Genomic DNA, 25982 nt, shown 5'->3' with positions numbered 1-25982 from the left:
GGCGAGGCATTTTTCCATCTCTCGCCTTTTTGCACTGATGGCGACCTGTCGACGCGCTATCTGTAGGCTCTCTCCGAAAAGGCGCTCATGCCCGCGCGAACGAGGAGTTCGTGCACGATTCGCCGCCTCATCGGATTCTCCAGTCGCGTCGCCTTCGAGCCGAGAAACTCGGTTTCGACATGACTGAAGGCGCGAAGATCCAGCGACGTTGCAACGGCCTCAGAATAGAACGCATGAAAGGATTGCCGGCAAACGTAGGTCTTGTACTTCGTTATGCAGAAAACAGAGAAAGCGCCCTTCTCGGCGCGAAGGAAGTCCGCGACCCCAACCGTGACTTCCGGCCAGGCGGGGTTGAAGGTGTCGTCAAACGCGATGATGCCGTGATCGGCAAGCGAGTTCGCAGCCAGTTGGCTGTCGGACGCAACGTGGTAAAGCATGTGGCCACCGTCCACGCTGAAGAAACGGACAGGGCCTGCCTTGCCCTCTATATCGGAGGGCTTCAACAGCGTGCTGTCGCTCCTGATCACCAGATCCTCCTGCACTGGCAGACCAAGGCGGCGGCCGTTTTCGACAAACCGCTCGTATTGGGCGATATCTCCCGCCTCACCGATCTCGAAGGAATCGATCGCGACAATCTTCTCCTGGGCGCCGCAAATTCTCCTGAATAGAAAATAGGACCGCCCGTAGTAGACGCCGATCTCTGCCACCGCTCCCCCGAGACCTGCCGACGCCTGGCTCCGCAGCAGAGACAGAAAAACGAGTGCATCCGGCGGATCTATATAGCCTTCGATCGCCTGAAGATCATGAAAGATGAATTTCCGAAGCGGAGGATCCATTTGAAATGGCTTTCCAAGTCATCGTTGAATTCAATTCAAACAAATAGTCCTACTGTCGACGACAGAACAAGCATTTCTGACTTATATAGCAAAAATATCGTAGACACCTTTTGAGGAACGGTGAAACTCTCAAAACGAGAGACAGTATGTTCGGAGAATATTGCCGCGATTCCGCTGACGTGTCTTCGCAGGTGAGTCGTATGACTTGGGCACATTAAAAAATGGAAATTTGCTAATCGCGTTGGCGATAAGGTGGCACTAATGCGGGGAGGCTGCTGTTTCCTTCTTTTTATCGCCATCTCCTTCCCCTAATTCTTTTCCGTCAAATACAGAAATAGAAGGTGGTGCATGGCAGGTGAAACGATTCTGGTCGTCGGCGGAGCCGGATATATCGGCTCGCATACGTGTCTCGATCTCGCAAACAAGGGCTTCAAGCCGGTGGTTTTCGACAACTTCTCAAACGGACATCGCGAGTTCGTCAAATGGGGAGTAGCCGAAGAGGGGGATATCAGGGACCGCGCCCGACTGGACGAGGTCCTGGCGAAGCATAAGCCGTCGGCGATTCTCCACTTTGCGGCTCTGATCGAAGTCGGCGAATCGGTGAAAGAGCCGGTGGCATTCTATGAAAACAACGTCATCGGCACCCTGACACTGCTGGCAGCGGCACAAGACGCGGGGATCAAGGCATTCGTCTTTTCATCCACATGCGCGACATACGGCCTGCCTCAGAGCGTTCCGCTGGACGAAACACACAGGCAGGTCCCCATCAACCCCTACGGACGGACCAAATATATCGTCGAACAGGCGCTGTCCGACTACGACAGGTATACGGGTTTTCGCTCAGTCGTTCTGCGGTACTTCAACGCCGCAGGCGCGGATTTCGAGGGCCGGATCGGGGAGTGGCATAAGCCGGAAACCCACGCCATCCCACTCGCCATCGATGCCGCGCTCGGTCGACGCGAAGGTTTCAAGGTCTTCGGAAGCGACTACGAGACACGCGACGGAACGTGCGTGCGCGACTATATCCATGTCCTGGATCTCGCCGACGCCCATGTCCGCGCCGTCGAGTATCTGCTGAGAGGAGGGGACTCCGTCGCCCTCAATCTCGGAACGGGCACGGGCACGACAGTCAAAGAGCTGCTTTCGACCATCGAACAGGTGTCTTCAAAACCCTTCCCGGTCGAATATGTCGGTCGCCGCGAAGGTGATTCGCACACCCTCGTCGCGAACAACGACAAGGCACGCGAGATCCTTGGCTGGGTACCGCAGCACGACCTGTCGGCGATTATAAGCTCGGCGTGGAACTGGCACGCCAAATCCAACCAACATTGAACGGACATCTATGAGCGGCAAGCCGAATATTCTCCTGATCACCGCGGACCAATGGCGCGGTGATTGCCTTTCATCGATGGGTCATCCCTGCGTGAAGACGCCGAACGTCGATGCGCTCGCTGCGGAAGGCACGTTGTTTACCCGCCATTTTGCGGGTGCCGCCCCGTGCTCTCCGGCACGCGCAACGCTCTACACCGGCCTCTACCAGATGAACCACCGCGTCTGCCGCAACGGGTCGCCGTTGGATGCGCGTTTCGACAACCTTGCTCTGGCGGCAAGGCGGGCAGGCTATGAGCCGACGCTGTTTGGCTACACGGATACCGCCCCGGATCCACGCGGTCTCGATGCCCACGATCCGCATCTGACGACCTATGAGGGACTTCTCCCCGGCTTCACTGCACGGCAGCTGCTGCCGGAACATGAAAAGCAATGGTTGTCGTGGCTGCGCTCACGCGGGCACGAGAGTGCAACGAGCCGCGATATCCATGTTCCCGGAGGCGCGACGCCCGGAGAGATTTCGAGCGCACCGACTGCCTATTCCAAGGACGAAACCCAGACTGCGTTCCTCGCCGGCGAATTCATCCGCTGGCTCGGGGAGCAGGATAGCCCGTGGTTTGCGCACGTGTCCTTCCTGCGTCCGCATCCTCCGTTTTCGGCGCCGGCGCCGTACAACGACATGTTCGCCGCCGGCGATGGACCGGAGTTCGCACGGGCAGCCACGCCCGATGCCGAGGAACGGTCGCATCCCTATCTGTCTTATGCCATGCCGAGAGCCGGGCAGGGCAGTTTCATCTACGGAGCAACCGGCGCGGTCGGCGATTGGAACGCACAGGAAGTCGCCAAGATCCGGGCGATCTACTACGGCATGATCGCGGAAGTGGATGCTCAGTTGGGACGGATCTGGCAAGCCCTGAAGGACGCCGGCGCCTGGGAAAACACGATGGTCGTTTTCACGTCCGACCATGCCGAGATGGCAGGCGACCACTGGACGTTTGGCAAGGGCGGCTTCTTCGACGGCAGCTACCACATCCCGCTGGTTATTCGCGATCCCCGCTCGACAGCGATTGGAACGAAGATAGAGCATTTCACCAGCGCGGCCGATATCTTCCCAACGCTCTCCGATCGCCTCGGCATTGAGCCGACGAACGGCCTCGACGGCCAGTCCCTGCTTCCCTTCACCGACGGCATCAACGTCGAGAACTGGCGCGAAGCCGCCTTCTGGGAGTTCGACTTCCGCGACATCGAACATCAACAGGCGGAAAACCATTTAGGGCTGCGCTCAAGCGAATGCAACCTAGCGGTCATGCGCGACGAACAGTTCAAGTACGTGCATTTCACCGCCCTTCCGCCGCTGCTCTTCGATTTGCGCAAGGACCCGATGGAGCTCAACAATATCGCTGCAGATCCGGCCCATGCATCGACGCGCCTTGCCTACGCCGAGAAACTGTTGTCGCTACGCGCGCGTCATCTTGATCAAACGCTTGCCTATACCGAACTGACCGAAGGAGGGCCTGTCAGACGCCGGCCCTAGAAAATCAGGCGAAACGACCGAGGTAGTCCATCTTCCCGACGGACACGCCTTGATTGCGCAGGATCGCGTGAGCCATCGAGACATGGAAGTAGAAATTCGGCAACGCGAAGGTCGCCAGATATTCGTCGCCGCGGAATATCACCTTGTTGCCGCCCGGGGCGATGACAACTTCACGCGACTCCGTTCCATCGAGCGCGTCGGGCGCAATGGTCGCAAGGTAAGCCTCGGTCTTGGCCAGACGCCTGCGCAACTCGGGAATCGTCGTCTCGTTGTCCTCGAACTTCGGTGCATCGACACCTGTGAGACGCGAGATCGCAAGCTTTGCGCTGTCCGTCGCCCGTTGATATTGTCCGGAGAACGGAAGCATGTCCGGGCTCAGGCGCGCTGCGACCAGATCGGAAGGGGCCAAGCCCTTTTCGCCGGCAAACGTCTCGGCCTTGTCGAGATATCCGCCCAGCGTGGCCAAGCCGCGCTGGAACAGGGGAACGGTCAGGCGATACATCGAAATAGGCATAAGTCTCTCCATCGAAGGCGGCCGACCAGCCACCATTGTCGTGTGATCATATAGTCAGCTCCGATGTCGTTTTCATCCCGCCAACCGTCCATCTCAAAGAGAAAACTTTATTAGAAAAGGGGTGGCGTATTTCGCCAACTTTTCTATTCTGCGCTCTTGGTACGCCTGCCCGGGCAAACAGGAACATACATGCAATTCGTATTCGACGGCCACAATGACGTTCTTCTCCGGCTTTGGACACACGAGCAGCAAGGCGAGGATCCAGTCGCTGAGTTTTCCAACGGAATAGCTTCGGGCCACATCGATGGCCCTCGCGCCAAGGCGGGCGGGCTGGTGGGCGGGCTCTGCGCAATCTATGTGCCGTCGGGCGACCTCGTTTTCGCCGATCCCGATAAGAACGGCCATTACGTCACGCCATTTGCCGCTCCGCTCGAGCCCTTGCCTTCCTTGAAGGTCGCGACCGAGATGGCTGCCATCGCGCTGCGCCTGGATTGTGCAGGGGCCTGGCGTCTGTGCCGCACTGTCAAGGATATCAGGCAAGCCATGCATGACGGCGTGTTTGCCGCCGTGATGCATATGGAGGGATGCGAGGCGATCGGCGCCGATCTGGCCGCGCTCGAAGTTTTCTATGCCGCCGGTCTGCGATCCCTCGGCCCGGTCTGGAGCCGCCACAATATCTTTGGCCACGGCGTGCCGTTCGCCTTCCCCATGTCTCCGGACACGGCACCTGGGCTCACGGCAGCCGGCTTCGAACTTGTCCGGGAGTGCAACCGCCTCGGTATCATGATCGACCTCGCTCACATCACCGAGAAGGGCTTCTGGGATGTCGCGAAGACCACGGATCAGCCGCTCGTCGCCAGCCACTCCAACGCCCACGCGCTGACGCCGGTCGCTCGCAATTTGACAGACATGCAGCTGGACGCCGTCAAGGAAAGCCGCGGCCTCGTTGGTGTGAATTACGCCACTGCAATGCTGCGCCGGGATGGGCGCTCGGACGGCGATACGCCCATCAGCGATATGATCCGCCACATCGATTACTTGGTAGAGCGCATCGGCATCGATTGCGTGGCTCTCGGCTCGGATTTCGACGGAGCGACGATCCCAGACGAAATCGGGGATGCGGCCGGCAATCAGAGGCTGATTGCCGCACTCCAGCGTGCTGGATATGGGCCGCGCGATCTTGAAAAGCTGGCCAGCGGGAACTGGCTGCGAATCCTCGCTTCGGCGTGGAGGGAAGAGGACGTCTGACGTTGTGTTTTGCAGTCTAACTGAAAAAAAGGGGAATAAAATCGTGAGAATGAACAAGCTGAATTGCCGTTTCCGCCTGCTTTCCGCAGGTGCCGCGCTCTCCATCCTGATGATGGCCTCACCGGCCGCCTTCGCTGAGACGCCCAAGGACACCCTGGTCGAAGGCTTTGCAATCGACGACATCATCACGATGGATCCGGGGGAGGCGTTCGAGCTGTCGACCGCAGAAGTCACCAGCAACACCTATAGTCTTCTTGTTCGCCTCGACATGGACGATACCTCGAAGGTCAAGGGCGATCTCGCCGACAGCTGGACTGTGTCCGACGATGGCCTGACCTATACCTTCAAACTGAAGTCCGGTCTGAAGTTCGCCTCCGGCAACCCGATCACGGCAGAAGATGTGGCCTGGTCGTTCGAGCGTGCCGTCAAGCTCGACAAGAGCCCGGCCTTCATCATCACCCAGTTCGGGATCAACGGCGACAACGTTGCCGAAAAAGCCAAGGCAACCGACGAAAGCACTTTCGTCTTCACGGTCGACAAACCCTACGCACCGAGCTTCGTGTTGAACTGCCTCACCGCGACGGTTGCCTCGGTTGTCGACAAGAAGCTGGTTCTGGATCACGTCAAGCCGGTCACGCCCAGCGCCGACTACAAATACGACAATGATTTCGGCAACGAGTGGCTGAAGACGGGATATGCCGGTTCCGGCACCTTCAAGCTCCGCGAATGGCGCGCGAACGAAGTCGTCGTGCTGGAGCGCAACGACAACTATTACGGCGAGAAGGCCAAGCTCAATCGCGTCATCTATCGTTATATGAAGGAAAGTTCCGCCCAGCGTCTGGCGCTTGAATCCGGCGACATCGATATCGCCCGCAACCTCGAGCCGAACGATCTTGATGCGGTCGCGAAGAATGCCGATCTCGCCCAGGAAAGCGCGCCCAAGGGCACCGTCTACTACGTCAGCCTCAACTCGAAGAACGAGAACCTGAAAAAGCCGGAAGTCCAGGAAGCATTCAAGTATCTGGTCGATTATGATGCGATCGGCGCAACGCTCATCAAGGGCATCGGCGATATTCATCAGAGCTTCCTGCCGAAGGGCCAGCTCGGCGCTCTCAACGACAACCCGTACAAGCTGGATGTCGCCAAGGCCAAGGAACTCCTGGCGAAGGCCGGCCTCAAGGACGGCTTCTCCGTGACGATGGATGTTCGTAACACGCAGCCGGTTACCGGCATTGCGGAATCGATGCAGCAGTCGCTCGCTCAGGCAGGCGTCAAGATGGAGATTATTCCCGGCGACGGCAAGCAGACGCTCACGAAGTATCGTGCCCGCACCCACGACATGTACATCGGCCAGTGGGGCTCGGATTACTTCGACCCGAACTCCAATGCCGACACCTTTACGACGAACCCCGACAACTCGGACGCCGGCACCGTGAAGACCCTGGCATGGCGCAACACCTGGGAGGCCCCGGAACTCGACAAGGAGACGAAGGCCGCCTTGCTCGAGCGTGACGGCGCCAAGCGTGCAGCGATGTATGAGGATATCCAGAGGAAATTCCTCGCCAACAGCCCCTTCGTGGTCATCTTCCAGCAGACGGAAGTTGCCGGCTATCGGAAGGCTCTGAGTGGGTTCAAGCTGGGACCGAGCTTCGACACGAACTACGTCGGCCCGATCGGCAAGGAATGATCCGGCAGGATTGATCCATTGAGCATCGTCGAAACAAAGACGGAAGCACGGCCGAAACCCGGTCGTGCTCTTCCTTTTGCCAACGCGGTCGGGCGATTCCTTGTTGCCGCCGTGACCACGTATCTCGGCCTTCTGGCCGTGACATTCTTCATCGGCCGGGTTGTGCCGATCGATCCGGTTCTCGCCATCCTCGGCGACCGGGCGCCAGCCCACGTCGTCGAGCGCGTCCGCCGAGAACTCGGTTTCGACCTGCCGCTTTACCAGCAATTCTACATCTATCTCCGAAGCATCCTTTCCGGTGATTTTGGCACCTCGGTGCTGACCACCAACCCTGTGATGACCGATATCAGGCGCGTTTTCCCTGCAACGATCGAGCTTGCGACCCTCGGAACGATCATCGGTTCGGTTATCGGCGTGCCGCTCGGCGTCCTCGCCGCTGTCAAGCGCGGCAGCTTCGCTGATCAGATCGTGCGCGTCATCGGCCTCATCGGCTATTCCGTCCCCATTTTCTGGTTGGCGCTGATCTCGCTTGTCATCTTCTACGCCAAGCTGCGGTGGGTGGCCTTCCCGGGACGGATCGATATCGTCTTCGAATACACCTTTACGCCCATAACCGGGTTCTATCTCTTCGATAGCGCGGTGCAGGGGCAATGGGACGTATTCTATGACGTCTTCCGGCACATCATCTTGCCGGCATCGTTGCTCGGCTATTTCTCGCTTGCCTACATCAGCCGAATGACGCGCAGCTTCATGCTCAACGAGCTCAGCCAGGAATATGTCGTAGCCGCACGTGCCAAGGGCCTGTCGGAAACAAGAGTGATCTGGGGTCACGCGCTGCGCAATGCTGCAGTGCCGCTCGTGACGGTCATTGCGTTGTCCTATGCAGGCTTGCTGGAAGGCTCGGTTCTGACGGAAACGGTCTTCTCCTGGCCCGGCATCGGTCTCTACATCACCAATTCGCTGCAGAACGCAGACATGAACGCCGTGCTCGGTGGCACGATCGTGATCGGCACGGTCTTCATCGGCATCAATCTTCTGTCCGATCTTCTCTATCGGTCCCTCGATCCCAGGACGCGAAGCCGATGACCGCACCCGCCAAGCAAGCCCCGTCCTTGAGCCGCCGCGCATGGCTGCTCTCCGATCGACCGCAATCGCGTACGCAGGCCCGCCTCGGGCGCGCTTACGTCACCTGGCGCCAGTTCACCGCAAACCGCCTTGCAGTCCTCGGCCTTCTGATCATCGTCGCATTGCTTCTCATCGCGGCATTCGCGGATGTGCTCGCGACGCATTCTCCTGTCATCGGCGACCTCAAGAACGCTCGTCTGCTGCCGCCAGGCACTGACGGCTTCCTGCTTGGCACGGACGATCAGGGCCGCGACATCTATTCCCGGCTGATCTATGGCTCACGCCTCACGCTGATGGTGGTGGTGCTCGTTGCCGTCATTTCCGCACCGATCGGCCTGCTTGTCGGCACGGTATCGGGCTATGCGGGCGGTTGGGTCGATGCCGTCTTGATGCGCATAACGGATATTTTCCTCGCCTTCCCAAAGCTCGTGCTGGCGCTTGCCTTCGTGGCGGCACTTGGCCCGGGCATCCAGAACGCCATTATCGCAATCGCCATCACGTCCTGGCCGCCCTACGCGCGCATTGCACGTGCCGAAACCCTGACCGTCCGACGCTCCGACTACATCTCGGCGGTCAGACTGATGGGAGCCTCGCCGCTTCGCATCGTCGTCCGCCACGTGATGCCGCTCTGCATCTCCTCGCTGATCGTTCGCGTGACGCTCGACATGGCAGGCATCATTCTGACGGCGGCCGGCCTCGGTTTCCTCGGCCTCGGAGCACAGCCACCACTTCCCGAATGGGGTGCCATGATCGCCTCGGGGCGCCGCTTTATCCTCGATCAGTGGTGGGTTGCCGCCATGCCGGGTATCGCGATCCTGATCGTCAGCCTCGGCTTCAATCTGCTCGGCGACGGGCTGCGCGACGCGCTTGACCCGAAGGAGAGTGGGCAGTGACTTCTCTTCTCACCGTCAAAAACCTCAGGGTCAGCTACCCCACGCGCTCCGGCGTGATCGAAGCCGTGCGCGGCGTCTCCTTTACACTCGGCAAAGAGCGCCTCGGGATCGTCGGCGAATCCGGCTCTGGAAAATCCCAGACTGGCCGTGCGATCATGGGGCTCACATCTGGGCATGGCGTCGTGACGGCCGATACGCTCGAGTTCAACGGAATGGACCTCCTGACGGCATCGGCAAAGCAGCGGCGCCAACTGCGCGGCAAGCGTATCGCCATGGTCCTACAGGATCCGAAATACTCGCTCGATCCCGTTATGAGCATCGGTCGCCAGATCTGCGAAACGCTGCGCACGCATGAGAAAGTTGGCAAGGCCGAAGCCCGCGACCGGGCTATCGCGATGCTGGAGGCAGTACAGATCCGCGATCCGCAGCGCGTTTTCGATCTCTATCCGCACGAGGTTTCCGGCGGCATGGGGCAGCGAGCCATGATCGCAATGATGTTGATTGCCGATCCGGAGCTGCTGATCGCCGACGAGCCGACATCGGCGCTGGACGTCACGGTCCAGCTCGACGTTCTCCGCATCATGGACCGCCTGGTATCCGAGCGGGGTATGGGATTGATTTTCGTTTCGCACGACCTCCGCCTCGTCTCCTCCTTCTGCGACCGCGTCATCGTCATGTATGCCGGAAAGGTCGTGGAGGAACTCAAGGCCTCCGATCTCAAGAATGCACAACATCCTTATACACAGGGGCTCCTGAACTGCATGCCGCAGATTGGCGAAGACAGGCATCCGCTGCCCGTCATGGATCGAAAGCCGGAGTGGGCTCTATGAGCGCAGCTCTTTCCATCGACAACCTCAGTGTGGTCTACGACCATTTTTATGCTTTGAAAGACGTAAGTGTAGAGATCGGGACCGGAGAATCGTTCGGACTTGTCGGCGAATCCGGCTCAGGAAAATCGACGCTGTTGCGCGCGGTGGCCGGTCTCGCGCCGGTCAAGAGTGGGACTATCAGAATACACGGCGAGCCGCTGGTTGGTTCGCGACGAAGCAAGGATTTCTACCGGCACGTGCAGATGGTCTTTCAAGACCCATACGGTTCGCTGCACCCCCGACAGACGATCGATCGCCTGCTGCTTGAACCCCTGGCGATCCACAGCATCGGCGACAGCGAAACGCGCATCGCCCGCGCGCTGGACGAAGTTGGCCTCGGCAACGGCTTCCGTTTTCGCTATCCGCATCAGCTTTCTGGGGGGCAACGCCAGCGCGTCGCCATCGCCCGCGCCCTGATTGTCGAGCCGTCCATCCTTCTGCTCGATGAGCCGACGTCGGCGTTGGATGCGTCCGTGCAGGCCGAGGTGCTGAACCTGCTGGAAGACGTGCGACGCGATCGAAAGCTGACATTTGTAATGGTCAGCCACGATCTGGGCGTGATCACCCATATGTGCGAGCGGCTCGCCGTTATGCGCAATGGCGCCGTCGTGGAACGACTGACCGCGTCACAGCTCTCGCAAGCCGCCGTTTGTGAGGACTACACGAAAAATTTGATGATCGCGAGCAAGGGCTTCGTGAAAGCCTGAAAGCCTGTGTTTTCAAGTGATTGAAATCGCTGGCTCGCGACGCTGCGTTAATAATAACGGTCCGTTAAAACACGACCATTCGACTAGACTATTGACAGCTGCCTTCCTTCTGTCATGATCTCGTTAACGACTGTTAGTTTTCGTGATCATGGAGATGAGGCATGTTCTTTCTCGGCGGCATGACCATGGGATACCTCGCACCCCCGGCCAAGACCGAAAAGGCTGCGAACGAAACCTCCATACCGGCTGAACGCGACCGTCGGATGATTGAGGCACCCAATACGCCCCATCTGGAAAACGCTGTAGAGCGCTCCCTGATATGGGCCTGGCGCACCCTCTGCTAGCTCTGTCGGATCCGGACGGATTTTCTCATCCAGCAATATCCGTTGGAATTTTATCTCTACCAATCAGATAGACATTATAAGAAAATGCGCTCCGATAACGAGCGATAAAAAACACGGAGGCAGCACATGGCAGACTTGGGTATTTCGCATACTCATGTGAACCAGTACGGTTCCGAGCGCTCAAAGAAACCCGCGACAACGCGCAGCAAGGTTCACCTTGTATTGAATGCGGCACTCGTGACGGTGGCGTTTGCATTCCTGGCAGCTTTTGTCTGCGGGATTATAGGCTAAGGAGCCGACGACAGTCGGCCGCGCTACCAGCAGCCGCTTTATCGAATTGAAAATAACCTCGTTTCGCCCGCGGCGGAACCAATAGCGCGAACCATCGTTATTCCTGTCATAAAACGACCAGGGAGATGGAAATGCTCTATTATGCACTCGTATTTCTTGTTGTGGCGCTGATCGCAGGCGTTCTGGGATTTGGCGGCATTGCAGGAGCGTCGGCGTCAATTGCTCAGGTACTGTTCTTCTTGTTCCTGGTGCTGTTCGTCGTATCGCTTGTGGCGCGCTTTCTGCGCCGAGCCTGAAAGAGCTAGCATCGGCCAGATCCGGCGTCCGAAAGGCGCCGGATTTTTCATGTCGAAGCACCACACAGACGATTGTTGGCACTCGACCGGTCTCCTTCGGTGAAACCTCTTGACTTGAATTATTGCAATAGTGTCCAACTTTCCGAATTGGCTCTGCGGGGGGAGAAACACCACTCAGCCAAACCCTCTTGCGCAGCCGCTCGAAAGTTCGCGTCTAAATCGTTTCGTATTGTCTGTCGATTTGACGTCGCCAGCATGTACGGTCGCTCTTGATAAAGCGCGGCGCGTTCATGCGGCAGTCATATTTGGCAGTGCAAAAGGCAACCCCAATTACCATAACTTCGTTTGGATCCAGAACCGAACCCATGTCTATTTCAAGCACGTCTCCGAGCCCGTCCCGCGAGTCCGAAACGAAGCAGATCGATCATAACGATTCGATCCGTTCGGCCTACATGTCCATCGAAGACATCAAGGCGATGGGTGCATCAGTTGCCAGTGGCGGGGTGGCTTTGCTGCCGGCTTTTGCTCCTTTCGATTTTTTCGCGCGGCACAAGGAGAACGAAAAGGAGATCCTGCGTGTCTATCGAACGACCGCAGCGGACGTGGAATCCGGTGAGACAATCACGCCGGCCGCCGAATGGCTCCTCGACAACCACTATATTGTCGAGGAGGCGATTCAGGAAATCCGACGCGACTTCCCCACGCGCTTTTATCGCGAATTGCCAACGATCAAGGTTGACGGCACGCAGATTCCGCGAACGCTTGCACTCGCCTGGCTCTATGTCGCACACACGCACAGCACCATCTCGCAGGAAAGCCTGACGGCACTCGTCGAAGGCTTCCAGGAACACGAGACGCTGCGGATTGGCGAACTCTGGGCACTGCCGTCCCTGGTACGCTACGTGCTGGTCGAAAATCTTCGCCGCATCTCAATCCGCGTCGAACGCAGCCGCCGCATGCGACGCCGCGCCAATGAAGCCGCCGATGAACTTGTTCGGCTGACCGATCCGGCAAAGGCCGCCGAGTTTCTGAGAACCCTGGAGCCGCTTGCGGAAGACAACACCTTTTCGACGCAGTTCCTCTACCGGATGCGCGATGGATCGCAGGCCTCCAGCCTCGCCATCGCGTGGCTGGACGAGCGATTGGGGGCACTAGGTCGTGACACTGAAGAGACGACGATGGCCGAGCACAGCCGTCTGTCGTCCGGCAACGTCACGATGGGCAACATCATCCGCAGCCTTCGCGAGATCGACGATACGGAATGGGCGGTCTGGGTCGAGCAGGTTAGCCATGTCGACAGGCTGCTTTGGGAGCACTCCGACTACGGCATCCTCGATTCCGGCTCGCGCAACAAGTATCGCAAGCAGATCGAGAAACTCGCCAAGCGTTCGACGATGACCGAAATGGAAATCGCGCAGCTTGCCCTCGACATGACCGAAGAAGCACGGGCTTCCGGTGAGGAGCAGCCCCACGAACCCAACGTTGGGGGATTCCTCACGGGAATGCAGAGGCCGAAGCTTGAGGCACGGTCCAACTACAGCCCAACGTTGACCCAGCATTTCGTCCGCACAGTCCGCAAGTTCAACTGGCTGTCCATCGCGGTGCCGGTCCTTCTGCTGACCGTCCTTGCCATGTTTGTCGTCGGTCGCTTCATGGCGAACGCCGGCATGGGACCGGCGGAAATCATCCTGCTGCTGGTGATGTTCTCGCTGCCCGCATCCGAAGGCGCCACCGGACTATTCAATACGGTCCTGTCGTTCTTCGTCACGCCGGCACGGTTGGTTGGTTACGAATTCAAGGAAGGAATTCCGGAAGACGCCCGCACCCTGCTGGTCGTTCCCTGCCTGATTTCGAATCGCGATAGTGTCGATGAACTGGTCCGCAACCTCGAAGTCCACTATCTCGCAAACCCGCGCGGCGAAATCTACTTTGCGCTGCTCAGCGACTGGCCCGATAGCCAGGTGGAAGAGACGCCCGCCGACCTCGAGGTCCTGGACTACGCCCGCCGCGAAGTCGCAAACCTCTCGGCGCGCTATGCCTATGACGGCAAGACCCGCTTCTACCTTCTCCATCGCCGCCGGCTGTACAATCCAGCCGAAGGCGCGTGGATGGGCTGGGAGCGCAAGCGCGGCAAACTGCACGAATTGAACCTGCTGCTGCGTGGCGATCGAGACACGACCTATCTGCCGGGCGCAAACGTCGTCCCGGCCGATGTGCAGTATGTCATGACCCTCGATGCCGACACCCGCCTGATGCGCGATACCGTCACGAAACTTGTCGGAAAACTCTACCATCCGATCAACCGCCCGGTCATCAATTCGGAAAGCGGCCGCGTCGAAAGCGGCTACGGCGTATTGCAGCCACGCGTGACGCCGTCGCTGACGACCGGTAAGGATGCTTCCGTCTTCCAGCGCGTGTTTTCCATCAATCGCGGCCTCGATCCCTATGTCTTCACCGTATCCGACGTCTATCAGGATCTCGCCGGGGAGGGGACATTCACGGGGAAGGGCCTTTATCACGTCGATGCCTTCGAAACGTCTCTTAAGGGTCGCATCGACGAAAACTCGGTTCTCAGCCACGACCTTCTCGAAGGCTCCATGGCGCGCTGCGCGCTTGTCACGGATCTCGAGCTTGTCGAGGATTTTCCCACCCGCTACGAAGTCGAGACCTCGCGTCAGCATCGCTGGGCGCGCGGCGACTGGCAGCTTCTGCCCTACATGTTCAAGGCAAAGTACGGCGTCACAGCCCTTGGCCGCTGGAAGATGTTCGACAACCTGCGCCGGTCGCTGACGCCGATCGCCTGGTTTTTCGCCTCCGTTCTCGGCTGGTATTTCATGGACCCGCTCGGCGCCCTAATCTGGCAGATTCTGTTGATTTTCTGCCTGTTCGTCGCTCCGACCCTGTCGCTCATCAACGGCATCATTCCGCGCACCAGCGATATCGTGGCGCGCGCTCATCTCTACACCGTGTGGTCCGACATTCGCGCAGCCAACGCGCAAGTTGCTCTTAGGATCGTCTTTATCGCTGACTCCGCCTGCATGATGGCCGATGCGATCAGTCGTTCTCTCTATCGTCTCTTCGTCAGCCACAAGTTGATGCTGCAGTGGCGCACCGCTGCAAGCGTTCAGGCCGGCAGACAGGGCACGATAATGTCCTACTACAAGGCCATGTGGCATGCGCCCGTGTTGGCACTGCTGGCTCTCGGCTTTGCGGTGCTTTCCGGCGACAAGGCCTTCCTGGTTGGCATTCCCTTTACCATCCTGTGGATTCTCTCCCCGCTCGTCGCCTACTACGTCAGCCAATCGGCGGAGACGGAAGACCGGCTGGAAGTCGCCGAGTCCGTTTCGAACGAGCTCCGCAAGATCGCCCGCCGGACATGGCGCTATTTCGAGACGTTCACCACCGCCGAGCAGAACTTCCTGCCGCCGGATAACGTCCAGGAAACACCCCATGTCATCGTCGCGGCCCGTACCTCACCGACGAATATCGGCGTGTACCTGCTATCCGTAGTGTCCGGCCGACAGTTCGGCTGGTTCTCGTTCGAAGAGACCATCGAACGGCTGGAGCAGACGATCGCCACGATCGACAAGATGGAGAAATTCCGCGGCCATCTGTTCAACTGGTACCATACCGATACGCTACAGACTCTCGGACCGCGCTATGTATCTGCCGTCGACAGCGGCAATCTCGCCGGTCACCTGATCGCGATTTCGTCTGCCTGCCGCAACTGGGCGGAAGCACCTTCGGCGCACATGCAGGGCAACCTCGACGGCGTCGGCGACACTGCCGGCATTCTTGCTGAAGTGCTTGCCGAACTGCCCGACGATCGCAAGACCGTGCGCCCGCTGCGCCGCCGCCTGGAAGAGCGCATCATCGGCTTCCAGAACGCCCTGGCTGCGGTCAAGCGGGAGCACGAGTTCGCCTCGATCCGCATCATCAACCTCTCGGTTCTTGCTCGCGATATTCAGAAACTTGCGGCCAACCTCGATCACGAGGTGAAGTCGACGCTGAGTGGCGAAGTGACCCGCTGGGCGGAATCGTTGGTGAAGGTCTGCGAAGCCCACATCTCCGACAGCACGTTCGACCTCTCCAACATCGATCCTCTGCGTCCCCGACTGATCGCGCTTCGCGACAAGGCACGCGATCTCGCCTTCTCGATGGACTTCGGCTTCTTGTTCAGACCTGAGCGCCGCCTGCTGTCGATCGGCTATCGCGTGGAAAGCGGCGAACTCGATCAGGCCTGCTACGACCTTCTCGCCTCAGAATGCCGCCTCACGAGCCTTTTCGGCATCGCCAAGGGCGACCTGCCCACGGAACACTGGTATCGCCTCGGCCGCCAGGTCGTGCCGGTAGGCTCGCGCGGAGCGCTGGTGTCCTGGTCCGGATCGATGTTCGAATACCTGATGCCCCCTCTTGTCATGCAGGAGCGCGGCGGCGGCATCCTCAACCAGACCAACAACCTGGTCGTCGTGGAGCAGATGAACTACGCCCGCAAGCTGGGCATCCCGTGGGGTATCTCGGAAGCTGCGTTCAACGCTCGCGACCACAACCTAAACTATCAGTACACCAACTTCGGCGTTCCGACCCTCGGCCTCAAGCGCGGCCTAGGCCACAACGCCGTCATCGCGCCTTACGCATCGATCCTCGCGAGCCAGTACAATCCGCCGGCGGCAATTGAAAACCTTGAGCGCCTGCGCAAGCTCGGAGCGCTTGGCAAGTTCGGCTTCCACGATGCCGTCGACTTCACGCCGACGCGCGTGCCGGAAGGCAAGACCTGCGCGGTGGTGTACAACTACTATGCCCACCATCACGGCATGTCGATCGCCGCCGTCGCCAACGTCGCGTTCAACGGCCACCTGCGCGAACTCTTCCATTCCGATCCTGTGATCGAAGCGGCCGAGCTGCTGCTGCAGGAAAAAGCACCGCGCGACATCCCCGTCATGAGCGGCAAGCACGAGTCCGACACGCCCGCCAGCATTCAGGATGACCTCCTGCGGCCGGAGCTCCGCAAGATCTACGACCCGGCGTCGCGTGATCGCGAACTCGTGTTCCTGTCCAATGGACACTATTCGATGATGCTGACGGCAACCGGCGCCGGCTATTCGCGCTGGAACAGCCTCTCCGTTTCGCGCTGGAAGGCCGATCCCACCGAGGATCGCTGGGGAAACTTCATCTTCCTGCGCGATACGGCAACGAACGAATGGTGGTCGACGACGGCGGAGCCGAAGAACATCGAGGGCGAGCGTGTCAAGGTTCTCTTTGCGGATGAAAAAGCCGAGTTCACCAAAACCGTGGGCGATCTCACCAGCGAGGTCGAATGCATCGTCGCAACCGAGCACGATGCCGAAGGCCGCCGCCTCACGCTGCTCAACACCGGCACCGAAGACCGTTTTATCGAGGTGACCTCCTATCTGGAGCCGGTACTTGCATCCGATGATACCGACAACGCGCATCCCGCTTTCGCCCGCATGTTCGTGAAAACGGAAATCGGCAAGCGCGGCGACGTCATTCGCGTCGAGCGCAACAAGCGCGATCCGAACGAACCGAATATGGCAGTCGCCCACCTGATCGTGGACAACGCCGGCACCACACGTCATACGGAGTTCGAGACTGATCGGCGCAAGTTCCTCGGTCGCGGCCGCAGCCTTGCCAATGCCGCTGCTTTCGATGCCGGCGCCACGCTTTCCGGCACGGACGGATTCACCCTCGACCCGGTGCTGTCGCTTCGGCGCACCGTGCGTGTTCCCGCCGGCAAGAAGGTCAGCGTTATCTTCTGGACAATCGCTGCACCAAGCCGAAACGAGGTCGATAAGGCAGTTGAACGCTATCGTCACGCCGACGCATTCAACCACGAACTCGTCCAGGCCTGGACGCGTACGCAGGTTCAGATGCGCCATGTGGGCGTCACGTCGCAGCAAGCAGCGGCGTTCCAGCATCTCGGTCGCCACCTGGTCTACCCCGATATGTATCTGCGTGCGGACGGGGCGGCGGTGCAGGCCGGCATGCAATCCCAATCGTCTCTCTGGCCGCTGGCGATATCGGGCGACTTCCCGATCTTCACGCTGCGCATCAACGACGACATGGACCTCGACATTGCTCGCGAAGCACTGCTTGCGCAGGAATACCTGCGTTCGCGCGGCGTGACGGCGGATCTCGTCATCATGAACGAGCGGGCGTCCTCCTACGCACAGGACATGCAGCATGCAGTCGACCAGATGGCAGAGAACGTGCGCCGCCTGGGTCAGGCCGATGGCTTGCGCCAGCATATCTTCACGGTCCGCAAGGATTTGATGGAGGAGGCCACCTATCATGCCCTGATCGCCGCATCGCGCGCCACCTTCCACGCAAAGAACGGCAAGATCATCGATCAGATCAGCCGAGCAGCCGCGCTCTTTGCGCCCACGAAGGAAGAGCAATTAGAGCTGGAACATGCAGACAGCGCGAAGATCCGTGCCAAGCGCGTAGTCCCCGCCCCTGCTCCGACTGCCCCGACGCTAGTGATCGAGGAGGAGGGCGACCTCAACTTCTGGAACGGTATCGGCGGCTTCTCCGGCGACGGACGCGAGTATGTCGTGCGCATTCCGGGCGGTCATTGCACACCGCAGCCGTGGATCAACGTAATCTCGAACGAAAAATTCGGGTTTCACGTCTCCGCCGAAGGTGCAGGTTTCACCTGGAGCACGAATTCTCGCGATTATCAGCTGACGCCGTGGTCGAACGACGCCGTGATCAACCGTCCGGGCGAAGCGATCTACGTGGTCGATCGCGAGAGCGGCACCGTCATGGCGCCGTTCGCGGCCCTTTCTCGCCAAACCGATATCCGGTTTGAGGCGCGGCACGGCTTGGGCTATTCGGTCTTCTCGAGCGTCCAGAACGATGTGGCCCTCGAGCTGACGCAGACGGTCGACCGTGAACGGCCGGTGAAGCTGCAACGATTGCGGCTGCGCAACACCGGACCGAAGCCCCGCAAGCTTCGCCTGTACGGTTACCTCGAGTGGATTCTCGGCAACAATGCGCAGAAGACGGGCCCGTTCATCCTCTCGGAGTTCGACGACCAGACCGGTGCGCTGTTCGCCAGCAACAACTACAGCATTGACTACTCCGGTCGGGTCGCTTTCTTCGCGGCCAGCGAGACGCTGTCGAGCTTCACGGCAAGCCGCCGGGAGTTCATCGGCAAAACAGGCACGATCGCATCGCCGGTAGCCTTGAATGCGGCAGCCAAACTGTCCGGCACTACCGAGCTGGATGGCGACCCGGCGGCGGCGCTGGCGATCGATATCGAGATCGCGGCTGGCGAGGAACGCGACGTGTTCCTCTACCTCGGGGACACTGCGACGAAGGAAGAAGCGCGCGCGCTAATCGGGGATATCAGAAAGACCCCGTTCGACGACGTTGTGCAGGCAAACCGAACCTTCTGGCAGGGTTTCACCGGCAAGGTGCAAATTTCCACGCCGGATCAAGGTATGAACAACCTGATCAACACCTGGCTTCCCTATCAGAGCCTCGGTTGCCGCATCATGGCGCGCACCGCGTTCTATCAGGCAAGCGGCGCCTTTGGCTTCCGTGACCAGTTGCAGGACACGCTGGCCTTCGTCCTGCATGAGCCGTCGATTGCCCGCCTGCAGATCCTGAATGCCGCATCGCGCCAGTTCCGCGAGGGCGATGTTCAACACTGGTGGCTGCCCGGAACAGGTGCAGGCGTTCGTACACTGATCTCGGACGACGTTGTGTGGCTCGCCTATGCCGTACATCACTACTGCACGGTCACAGGCGACAAGAGCGTGCTGGACGAGCAACTGGCCTTCGTCGAAGGGCCGGCGCTTCTCGAGGGGCAACATGACTCGTTCTACCGGCCGGAAGTGTCGGAGGACAAGGTCAGTGTCTACGAACATGCCGCCATGGCGCTGGATCTGGCGATCGTACGCAAGGGTGCCAACGGTCTGCCGCTCTTCCTGGGCGGCGACTGGAACGACGGCATGAACCGTGTCGGAATCGGCGGCAAGGGCACCAGTGTCTGGCTCGGCTGGTTCCTCGCGGGCGCCCTGCGCTCGTTCACTGCCTACGCCGAGGAGCGCGGGGACACTGCCCGCGTCGAACGGTGGTCGAAACACCTCGGTGAATTGAAAGCGGCTCTCGAAACCGCGGCCTGGGACGGCTCTTATTATCGTCGAGGAACATTCGACGACGGCAGCCTGCTTGGCTCGAAGGAAAGCCTCGAATGCCAGATCGACTCGATTGCGCAGTCCTGGAGCGTCCTCTCCGGCGAGGGCGATCCCACCCACTCCGCAAAGGCGATGGACTCGGTGCTGGAGAAGCTCGTCGACCGGGAGGCGCGGATCATCCGGCTGTTCACGCCGCCGTTTGCCAACTCTGCCAAGGATCCGGGATACATCAGGGCCTATCCTCCCGGTGTTCGTGAAAACGGCGGCCAGTACACCCATGCCGCAACCTGGGTCGTCATGGCGCTTGCGGAGCTGAACCGTGGCGACGATGCGATGCGCTGCTTCGATCTGCTGAACCCGATCAGCCACGCCCGCGACCAGAAATCGGCGGAACGCTACCGGGTGGAGCCGTATATCATCGCCGCGGACGTCTATGGCGAGGGCGCGTTGACCGGCCGCGGCGGCTGGACCTGGTATACAGGGTCGGCCGGATGGCTCTACCGCGCAGCCGTTGAGGGCATCCTTGGCATTCGCCTGAAAAACGGACGCCTCCATGTCCGTCCGGCGCTTCCGGGCAGTTGGGAAGGGTTCTCGGCAGAGATCGAGCATACAGGTGCCAAATACCTCATTTCGGTCTCAAAATCGTCCCATCCCAGAGGTTACGATCTCACGATAAACGGACGCGAAGTCACCGATCCCGATGAGGGATATCCGGTCGGATAACAGCACTTTTCCACGCTAACCATCCGGCGATTCGTTGCGGCCAAAGGGGAAACCTTTTGGCCGTAACTGCGTTTGCAAATCGGAAGCAGGAGAAGTCAATGCCAGCAACGCCCGAGAAAACCTTCGGCGCCGGACGTAGTTTTGTGACCGCGGCGGCATCGAAGCGCGACACACGATTGGACGTCTTACGCGGACTGGCGTTGATCACGATCTTCATCAATCACGTACCAGGGCAGATATTCGAGAACTTGACGACCAAGAACTTCGGCTTCTCGGATGCGGCCGAGGCCTTCGTGCTGATCTCCGGTATCGCCGTGGGTCTCGCATACGGCTCGCGTTTTGAGCCCGGTCAATGGTTGCAAACCGCGAAGAAGGCATCAAAGCGCGCCTTCACCCTCTACCTTGCCCATATGATCACAACATTTATGACACTCGCCCTGTTCCTCACCGGCGCATGGGTCTTCCATAGACCGGGACTGTTGTGCGAGATCAACATTCTCGCGGTATTGACCAATCTGAAGGCCGGAATTCCCTCGCTGCTGCTTCTTGGGCACCAGATCGGCTACAACAATATTCTGCCGATGTATGGCGCGCTGATGCTGATGGTGCCGATCATTCTGTTCCTCAACGCGAGGAGCCCGCTTCTCGCCTTGACCGTGTCGGGTTCGGTGTGGCTGCTTGCAGGCGTCTTCGAAATTGCGCCTCACAACATGCTGATCGAGGGGTATTGGTTCCTCAACCCGCTGTCCTGGCAGTTTCTTTTCACGATCGGCATCGTGGGGATGACGCATGTGCGTCGTGGGGGAAGGCTGCCGCAACACCCCGCTCTCATGATACTGGCGACATCCTATGTCCTGCTCTCCTTCGTCTGGGTTGTTGGTCAGCTGTGGGAGTTCGGAGACACTCTCGCCTCGCTCGGTATGCCGCCCGTGCTGACAGGATTCGACAAGACATTTTTGTCGCTGCCGCGGCTGTTGCACGTCCTTTCGCTCACATACATCGTTCTCAACATCGGAGCACTCTCGCGACTGCTGCGGCGCCCGGCAGACCATCCCTTGGTCATCCTCGGCCGCCATTCGCTCAATATCTTCGTCGCGGGCACGATCCTGGCGATGATCGGCCAGGTTATGCTCTACATCAACAATCGCGATCAGATCGTCGGTCCGATCTTTGTTGTGCTGGGCATCGCCGTGCAGTTTGCATACGCCTATCACCTGGAGCGCAAGCGCAAACTCGGAATCCCCGGTCGGCGCCAGCTCGTGCCGGCTTCGATGCAGACGGTGCCCGTGCGCGTCGATCGCTCACGCGGCATGGACCGGAAATGAACTGGTGATGGGGGCATCGCACCGACCTATGTCGGTGGACGTCAAAAGCAAAAACCTTGACTCCTGTGGAAAACCTTTTATGAGCAGCGTTGGAAAAGGAATATCCATGGTTCGAGATGAACACGCCATTGCTGTACGCAATGACCGGGCACAGGGTGCCGGGATGGATATTGCCGTTCCGGTTTCTTCCAAAACCAAGGCCAAAACGACGACGAAAACCGTCTGACGTCTCTGGCCTGCCGCTCTCTCCCCGGCCTGGCTGGGGACAGGAAGCCGCGATCGCATCGCGCCTTCCCCCCTCACCGGACAAGAGGAGAGATGAGAAAGAGAGCTTGAGAAATGGGTTTTAAAGTTGCAGTTGCGGGAGCGACCGGAAATGTGGGCCGTGAAATGCTCAACATCCTCTCCGAACGCGGTTTCCCGGCAGATGAAGTCGTAGCGCTCGCCTCCGCACGCTCGCAGGGGACAGAGGTCTCCTTCGGCGACAAGACGCTGAAGGTCGTCAACCTCGAAAACTACGATTTTTCCGACACCGATATCTGCCTGATGTCGGCCGGGGGCGAGATTTCAAAGAAGTGGTCACCGAAGATCGGTGCGCAGGGTTGCGTCGTCATCGATAATTCTTCCGCATGGCGCTACGATCAGGACGTTCCTTTGATCGTGCCGGAAGTGAACCCCGACGCCATTACCCAGTTCTCCAAGCGCAACATCATTGCCAATCCGAATTGCTCGACGGCTCAGCTCGTCGTGGCGTTGAAGCCGCTGCACGACTTCGCCAAGATCAAGCGGGTTGTCGTCTCGACCTATCAGTCCGTTTCCGGCGCAGGCAAGGATGGCATGGACGAGCTCTTCAACCAGACGCGTGCGGTCTTCGTCGCCGATCCGATCGAAAACAAGAAGTTCACGAAGCGCATCGCCTTCAACGTCATCCCGCATATCGATAGCTTCATGGAAGATGGCTACACGAAGGAAGAATGGAAGGTTCTGGCGGAAACCAAGAAGATGCTGGACCCGAAGATCAAGGTCACCTGCACGGCCGTGCGCGTACCGGTCTTCATCGGTCATTCGGAATCGGTCAACATCGAGTTCGAGAACGAGATCACCGCAGACCAGGCACGCGATATCCTGCGCGAAGCACCCGGTTGCCTCGTCATCGACAAGCATGAGAACGGCGGCTATATCACGCCTTATGAATCCGCAGGCGAAGATGCGACCTTCATTTCGCGAATTCGCGAAGACGCAACGGTCGAGAACGGCCTCAACATTTGGGTTGTCTCGGACAACCTGCGCAAGGGTGCAGCACTCAATGCGATCCAGATCGCCGAGTTGCTCATCAATCGCGGCCTGTTGAAGCCGCGCAAGCAGGCTGCCTGAACCAATTCTTAACCATGGCTTGTTAAGCCCGCTTGCAAAGCGCTGGCTTATTCCGGGCGCGGGTTGCCAATTTGGCGTCCCGCGCTTGTCAAAAGGACAAGCGTGACAATATCGCCGATAACGGGTTTCAACCCGGTTCAAGGCTAGGTAGATCGGGATCGGGGTATCTCATGCGCATGACACGATATTTGCTGGCGGCAGCTGCGGCGGCTTCCATCCTTCACGCAGTCCCTGCAGCGGCTCAGGGAGCTCAATGCGGCAACACAGGTGCCGGCTTCGATGCCTGGGTCGATTCATTCAAGCAGCAGGCGGCGGCAAGTGGCGTAAGCAGTTCGGTGCTCGATCGCGCCTTTGCAAACGTCAGCTACAATCGGCCGACGATTGCCGCCGACCGCGGCCAGAAGAGCTTCAAGCTGTCTTTCGACGCGTTCATGCAGAAGCGCGGAGGTGCAGCCATTATCTCGCGCGGTAGGAATATGAAGCGTGCCAATGCCGCGCTTTTTGCCTCTATCGAACGCAAATACGGCGTTCCCGCCGGGCCACTGATCGCGATCTGGGGCATGGAAACGGGCTTTGGAAGCTACATGGGCAATCAGCATACGCTGTCGGCCGTATCGACGCTTGCCTATGACTGCCGCCGATCCGACTATTTCACCGATCAGCTATATGCCGCCCTGCAGCTGGTTTCGGAAGGCTACCTCAATCCGCAGGCACGCGGCGCTGCGCATGGCGAAATCGGCCAGACGCAGTTTCTGCCTCGCAACGTCGTTCGCTTTGGTGCCGACGGCGATGGCGACGGTCGCGTCGACATGGTTGGGTCGCGTGCCGATGCGCTTGCTTCTACCGCAAACTTTCTCAGGGGTCACGGTTGGCAGCCAGGCGCTGGCTACCAGCCCGGCGAGCCGAACTTTGCAGCCATTGCCGGCTGGAACGCCGCGACTGTTTACCAGCAGGCCATCGCCTATATCGGTCAGCAGATCGACGCAAACTGAAGCGGAAATCACCTACTCTGATAGCGCCGGCGGAAACGCCGGCGTTTTGCGTTGCCGAGAGCGTTTTTGCCCTGCTTAGATCTCCGGGCGAATGAAATCGCGCGTCTCGGCATCCATCACCCAGAGCTCGCCTGTCGATATATCGAACCATGAACCATGAAGGTGGATCTTGCCGGCGTCTTCCAGCGCCTTGATGTCGGGAAATGTCCTGAGATTGTCGATGGAGTTCCGGATTGAAACCCGCTCGAGGGCTGTCTGTCGCTCGGCCGGCGTCATGACATCGTTGCTCTGGATCTGTTCGGCGGCAGGTCTGACCAGCGACATCCAGCGGCCAATGAAATCTCCCGGCGAGAGCGGTTCGGCATTGGGATCGAGCGCGGCACGAATACCACCGCAGCGACCGTGTCCCATGACGACGATATCCGAGACCTTCAACACCTGAACGGCAAACTCCAGCGCCGCGGAGGTCGAATGGAAATGCCCATCCGGCTCATAAGGCGGCACCATATTGGCAACGTTTCGGATAACGAAGAGCTCGCCCGGCCCGGCATCGAAAATGAGTTCGGGCGCCGCACGCGAATCGGAACAGGCAATGACGAGAGTACCCGGACTCTGGCCGTTTTCTGCCAGCGTCCTGTATCGATCCCGGGCGTCGGCATAACGCCCGTTCATGAAGTTGCGATAACCGTCCAGAAGGGAATTTGGAAAACGCTGCATGATCTTCGATTACAGCGTGAGCCGCACAAGATCAACTATCGCACTGCAGAATGAATGGGCAACCAGGCTAGTTTCTGCGCCTTTGCGCCGGGTGCATAAGGCGTCGCATCTGCACCATCGCCATCGGCGTTGAGAGACTCGACGCATCGCTTGCCAGCGTCAATTCATCGCTGCCTCGTTTGACCGCCCGAACAAGCACCTCATAGACGCTGGCGGTGGAAAGCTGCAGCGCCTTTTCATCCTCCATGCCGGAGAGGAGGCGCGAGAGGAACAGCGCTGCCAGCAGGTCGCCAAGGCCATTCGGCGGATTGTCGATGACCCGATGTTCGGCAAGCAGCGCGTGTCTCCCGGACAGATAAAGATTGCCAGTGCCACCAGCCATCATCGGCACGGCAGACGTCACCAGCATCCGAGATGGACCGAGTGAGAGGGCTGCATCCATAATCGCGGTGTTGCTGTCCAAAGGCGCCCCGGCAAGCCACGATAGCTCATAGCGGTTCGGCGTCGCAAGCGATGCCAAAGGTATCAGATGATCGCGGATCGCCTCGGCAGTCGCCTCAGGAACGTAGAGGCCGCCGAGATCGCCCATGACGGGATCGCAGACATAGAAGAGTTCGGGATTCTGCCCCCGCAGCGCCGTCACCAAGCGGCTCACGGAACGCGCCTGTGCGGCATTGCCGAAATAACCCGAAAGAACGGCCTTCACTTCACCGATCCATGGCGCACGGATGAGATCGTCGATGGCGGCATCGAAATCGGCCTCGGCGAAAGTTAGGCGCGTCGAGCGGCCATGGCCCGGATGCCACGGCAACACAACAGTGGGCAGCGCCCAGACCTGATGCCCTAGCGTTTCCAGCGCAAACACGGCCGCACGGTTTCCGACCGACCCTCGCACCACATGGCTCGATATGACAATCACTGTCCCAGCTGCGTTTTGCGGCATGATGTTCCGATCCAATTGTATCTCGCGTTGATCATCCTTTTGCTGCTCGGCTGTCAACTGTTCTTCATGGGGA

Annotated in this window: 19 protein-coding genes; 15 read left to right on the top strand and 4 right to left on the bottom strand. The window is 59.4% G+C overall.

Translation table 11 applies throughout. The features are described 5' to 3' along the window. Positions 1-56: 56 nt before the first annotated feature. Positions 57-836, bottom strand: coding sequence for a class I SAM-dependent methyltransferase (locus ASC97_RS21020; RefSeq protein ID WP_057470292.1), 780 nt, complete (start codon positions 834-836; stop codon positions 57-59). Positions 837-1184: 348 nt separating this feature from the next. Between ASC97_RS21020 and galE the strand changes: the two genes are divergently transcribed. Together galE and ASC97_RS21010 are read left to right on the top strand one after the other, a co-directional pair. Beyond that, positions 1185-2168 (top strand): UDP-glucose 4-epimerase GalE, encoded by a 984-nt coding sequence (gene galE / locus ASC97_RS21015; RefSeq protein ID WP_057470291.1) that lies wholly within the window; start codon positions 1185-1187, stop codon positions 2166-2168. Between the two features lie 10 nt (positions 2169-2178). Then, positions 2179-3699: an alkaline phosphatase family protein gene (locus ASC97_RS21010; RefSeq protein ID WP_057470290.1), complete on the top strand. Its 1521-nt coding sequence runs from the start codon at positions 2179-2181 to the stop codon at positions 3697-3699. 4 nt (positions 3700-3703) lie between these two features. Here ASC97_RS21010 and ASC97_RS21005 read toward each other — a convergent pair whose 3' ends face one another. Next, a complete protein-coding gene (locus ASC97_RS21005; protein ID WP_057470289.1) occupies positions 3704-4213 on the bottom strand; it encodes a DUF1993 domain-containing protein in 510 nt (169 codons plus the stop codon). A 189-nt stretch (positions 4214-4402) separates the two neighbouring features. Here ASC97_RS21005 and ASC97_RS21000 point away from each other — a divergent pair, with 189 nt between their 5' ends. The 13 genes from ASC97_RS21000 to ASC97_RS20945 all read left to right on the top strand — a co-directional run bounded on the left by ASC97_RS21000 (position 4403) and on the right by ASC97_RS20945 (position 24249). After that, positions 4403-5461 (top strand): dipeptidase, encoded by a 1059-nt coding sequence (locus tag ASC97_RS21000; protein ID WP_057470288.1) that lies wholly within the window; start codon positions 4403-4405, stop codon positions 5459-5461. Between the two features lie 49 nt (positions 5462-5510). Further along, the gene (locus ASC97_RS20995; protein ID WP_443216765.1) at positions 5511-7148 is read left to right on the top strand and encodes an ABC transporter substrate-binding protein; all 1638 of its coding nucleotides are present in this window, start codon (positions 5511-5513) and stop codon (positions 7146-7148) included. A gap of 18 nt (positions 7149-7166) precedes the next feature. After that, positions 7167-8234 carry an ABC transporter permease gene (locus ASC97_RS20990; RefSeq protein WP_057470286.1) on the top strand — a complete coding sequence of 356 codons (1068 nt, stop codon included), beginning with the start codon at positions 7167-7169 and terminating at the stop codon, positions 8232-8234. Continuing rightward, positions 8231-9166, top strand: coding sequence for an ABC transporter permease (locus tag ASC97_RS20985; protein WP_057470285.1), 936 nt, complete (start codon positions 8231-8233; stop codon positions 9164-9166). Before ASC97_RS20990 ends, ASC97_RS20985 begins: the two co-directional genes overlap by 4 nt. Continuing rightward, positions 9163-9996 (top strand): ABC transporter ATP-binding protein, encoded by an 834-nt coding sequence (locus ASC97_RS20980; RefSeq protein ID WP_057470284.1) that lies wholly within the window; start codon positions 9163-9165, stop codon positions 9994-9996. Before ASC97_RS20985 ends, ASC97_RS20980 begins: the two co-directional genes overlap by 4 nt. Beyond that, positions 9993-10742 carry an ABC transporter ATP-binding protein gene (locus ASC97_RS20975; RefSeq protein ID WP_057470283.1) on the top strand — a complete coding sequence of 250 codons (750 nt, stop codon included), beginning with the start codon at positions 9993-9995 and terminating at the stop codon, positions 10740-10742. The genes ASC97_RS20980 and ASC97_RS20975 overlap by 4 nt, the downstream gene beginning before the upstream one ends. 161 nt (positions 10743-10903) lie before the next feature. Further along, positions 10904-11086, top strand: coding sequence for a hypothetical protein (locus ASC97_RS20970; RefSeq protein ID WP_057470282.1), 183 nt, complete (start codon positions 10904-10906; stop codon positions 11084-11086). A 422-nt stretch (positions 11087-11508) separates the two neighbouring features. Next, positions 11509-11673, top strand: coding sequence for a DUF1328 domain-containing protein (locus ASC97_RS33205; RefSeq protein WP_082530092.1), 165 nt, complete (start codon positions 11509-11511; stop codon positions 11671-11673). Between the two features lie 365 nt (positions 11674-12038). Beyond that, positions 12039-20558, top strand: a complete 8520-nt coding sequence (locus ASC97_RS20965) for a GH36-type glycosyl hydrolase domain-containing protein (protein ID WP_057470281.1) — start codon at positions 12039-12041, stop codon at positions 20556-20558. Positions 20559-20656: 98 nt separating this feature from the next. After that, a complete protein-coding gene (locus tag ASC97_RS20960; RefSeq protein WP_057470280.1) occupies positions 20657-21883 on the top strand; it encodes an OpgC family protein in 1227 nt (408 codons plus the stop codon). A gap of 28 nt (positions 21884-21911) precedes the next feature. Continuing rightward, entirely contained in the window at positions 21912-22109 is a 198-nt protein-coding gene (locus tag ASC97_RS20955; RefSeq protein WP_200959514.1) for a hypothetical protein, read from the top strand. A 113-nt stretch (positions 22110-22222) separates the two neighbouring features. Further along, positions 22223-23257, top strand: a complete 1035-nt coding sequence (locus ASC97_RS20950) for an aspartate-semialdehyde dehydrogenase (protein WP_057470278.1) — start codon at positions 22223-22225, stop codon at positions 23255-23257. Positions 23258-23427: 170 nt separating this feature from the next. Continuing rightward, the gene (locus tag ASC97_RS20945) at positions 23428-24249 is read left to right on the top strand and encodes a lytic murein transglycosylase (protein WP_057470277.1); all 822 of its coding nucleotides are present in this window, start codon (positions 23428-23430) and stop codon (positions 24247-24249) included. A gap of 75 nt (positions 24250-24324) precedes the next feature. Here the strand turns inward: ASC97_RS20945 and ASC97_RS20940 are convergent, their stop codons facing one another. Together ASC97_RS20940 and pdxY are read right to left on the bottom strand one after the other, a co-directional pair. Continuing rightward, on the bottom strand, positions 24325-24966 hold the full coding sequence (locus ASC97_RS20940) for a carbonic anhydrase (RefSeq protein WP_057470276.1): 642 nt from the start codon (positions 24964-24966) through the stop codon (positions 24325-24327). 67 nt (positions 24967-25033) lie between these two features. Further along, positions 25034-25909, bottom strand: coding sequence for a pyridoxal kinase PdxY (pdxY, locus tag ASC97_RS20935; RefSeq protein ID WP_057470476.1), 876 nt, complete (start codon positions 25907-25909; stop codon positions 25034-25036). Positions 25910-25982 lie beyond the last annotated feature (73 nt).

The organism is Rhizobium sp. Root1203 (genome assembly GCF_001424945.1).
Taxonomy (GTDB): Bacteria; Pseudomonadota; Alphaproteobacteria; order Rhizobiales; family Rhizobiaceae; genus Rhizobium.
Note: the sequence above shows the minus strand (reverse complement) of the source record. Positions and strands in the feature narration are given on the sequence as shown.

Coding starts and splice junctions, on each gene's coding strand:
- ASC97_RS20955 (WP_200959514.1), top strand. CDS start 21,912: ATGTCGGTGGACGTCAAAAGCAAAAACCTTGACTCCTGTGGAAAACCT.
- ASC97_RS20985 (WP_057470285.1), top strand. CDS start 8,231: ATGACCGCACCCGCCAAGCAAGCCCCGTCCTTGAGCCGCCGCGCATGG.
- ASC97_RS20965 (WP_057470281.1), top strand. CDS start 12,039: ATGTCTATTTCAAGCACGTCTCCGAGCCCGTCCCGCGAGTCCGAAACG.
- ASC97_RS20950 (WP_057470278.1), top strand. CDS start 22,223: ATGGGTTTTAAAGTTGCAGTTGCGGGAGCGACCGGAAATGTGGGCCGT.
- ASC97_RS20975 (WP_057470283.1), top strand. CDS start 9,993: ATGAGCGCAGCTCTTTCCATCGACAACCTCAGTGTGGTCTACGACCAT.
- galE (WP_057470291.1), top strand. CDS start 1,185: ATGGCAGGTGAAACGATTCTGGTCGTCGGCGGAGCCGGATATATCGGC.
- ASC97_RS20940 (WP_057470276.1), bottom strand. CDS start 24,966: ATGCAGCGTTTTCCAAATTCCCTTCTGGACGGTTATCGCAACTTCATG.
- ASC97_RS21005 (WP_057470289.1), bottom strand. CDS start 4,213: ATGCCTATTTCGATGTATCGCCTGACCGTTCCCCTGTTCCAGCGCGGC.
- ASC97_RS20970 (WP_057470282.1), top strand. CDS start 10,904: ATGTTCTTTCTCGGCGGCATGACCATGGGATACCTCGCACCCCCGGCC.
- ASC97_RS21020 (WP_057470292.1), bottom strand. CDS start 836: ATGGATCCTCCGCTTCGGAAATTCATCTTTCATGATCTTCAGGCGATC.
- ASC97_RS21000 (WP_057470288.1), top strand. CDS start 4,403: ATGCAATTCGTATTCGACGGCCACAATGACGTTCTTCTCCGGCTTTGG.
- ASC97_RS20960 (WP_057470280.1), top strand. CDS start 20,657: ATGCCAGCAACGCCCGAGAAAACCTTCGGCGCCGGACGTAGTTTTGTG.
- ASC97_RS21010 (WP_057470290.1), top strand. CDS start 2,179: ATGAGCGGCAAGCCGAATATTCTCCTGATCACCGCGGACCAATGGCGC.
- ASC97_RS20995 (WP_443216765.1), top strand. CDS start 5,511: ATGAACAAGCTGAATTGCCGTTTCCGCCTGCTTTCCGCAGGTGCCGCG.
- ASC97_RS33205 (WP_082530092.1), top strand. CDS start 11,509: ATGCTCTATTATGCACTCGTATTTCTTGTTGTGGCGCTGATCGCAGGC.
- pdxY (WP_057470476.1), bottom strand. CDS start 25,909: ATGCCGCAAAACGCAGCTGGGACAGTGATTGTCATATCGAGCCATGTG.
- ASC97_RS20945 (WP_057470277.1), top strand. CDS start 23,428: ATGCGCATGACACGATATTTGCTGGCGGCAGCTGCGGCGGCTTCCATC.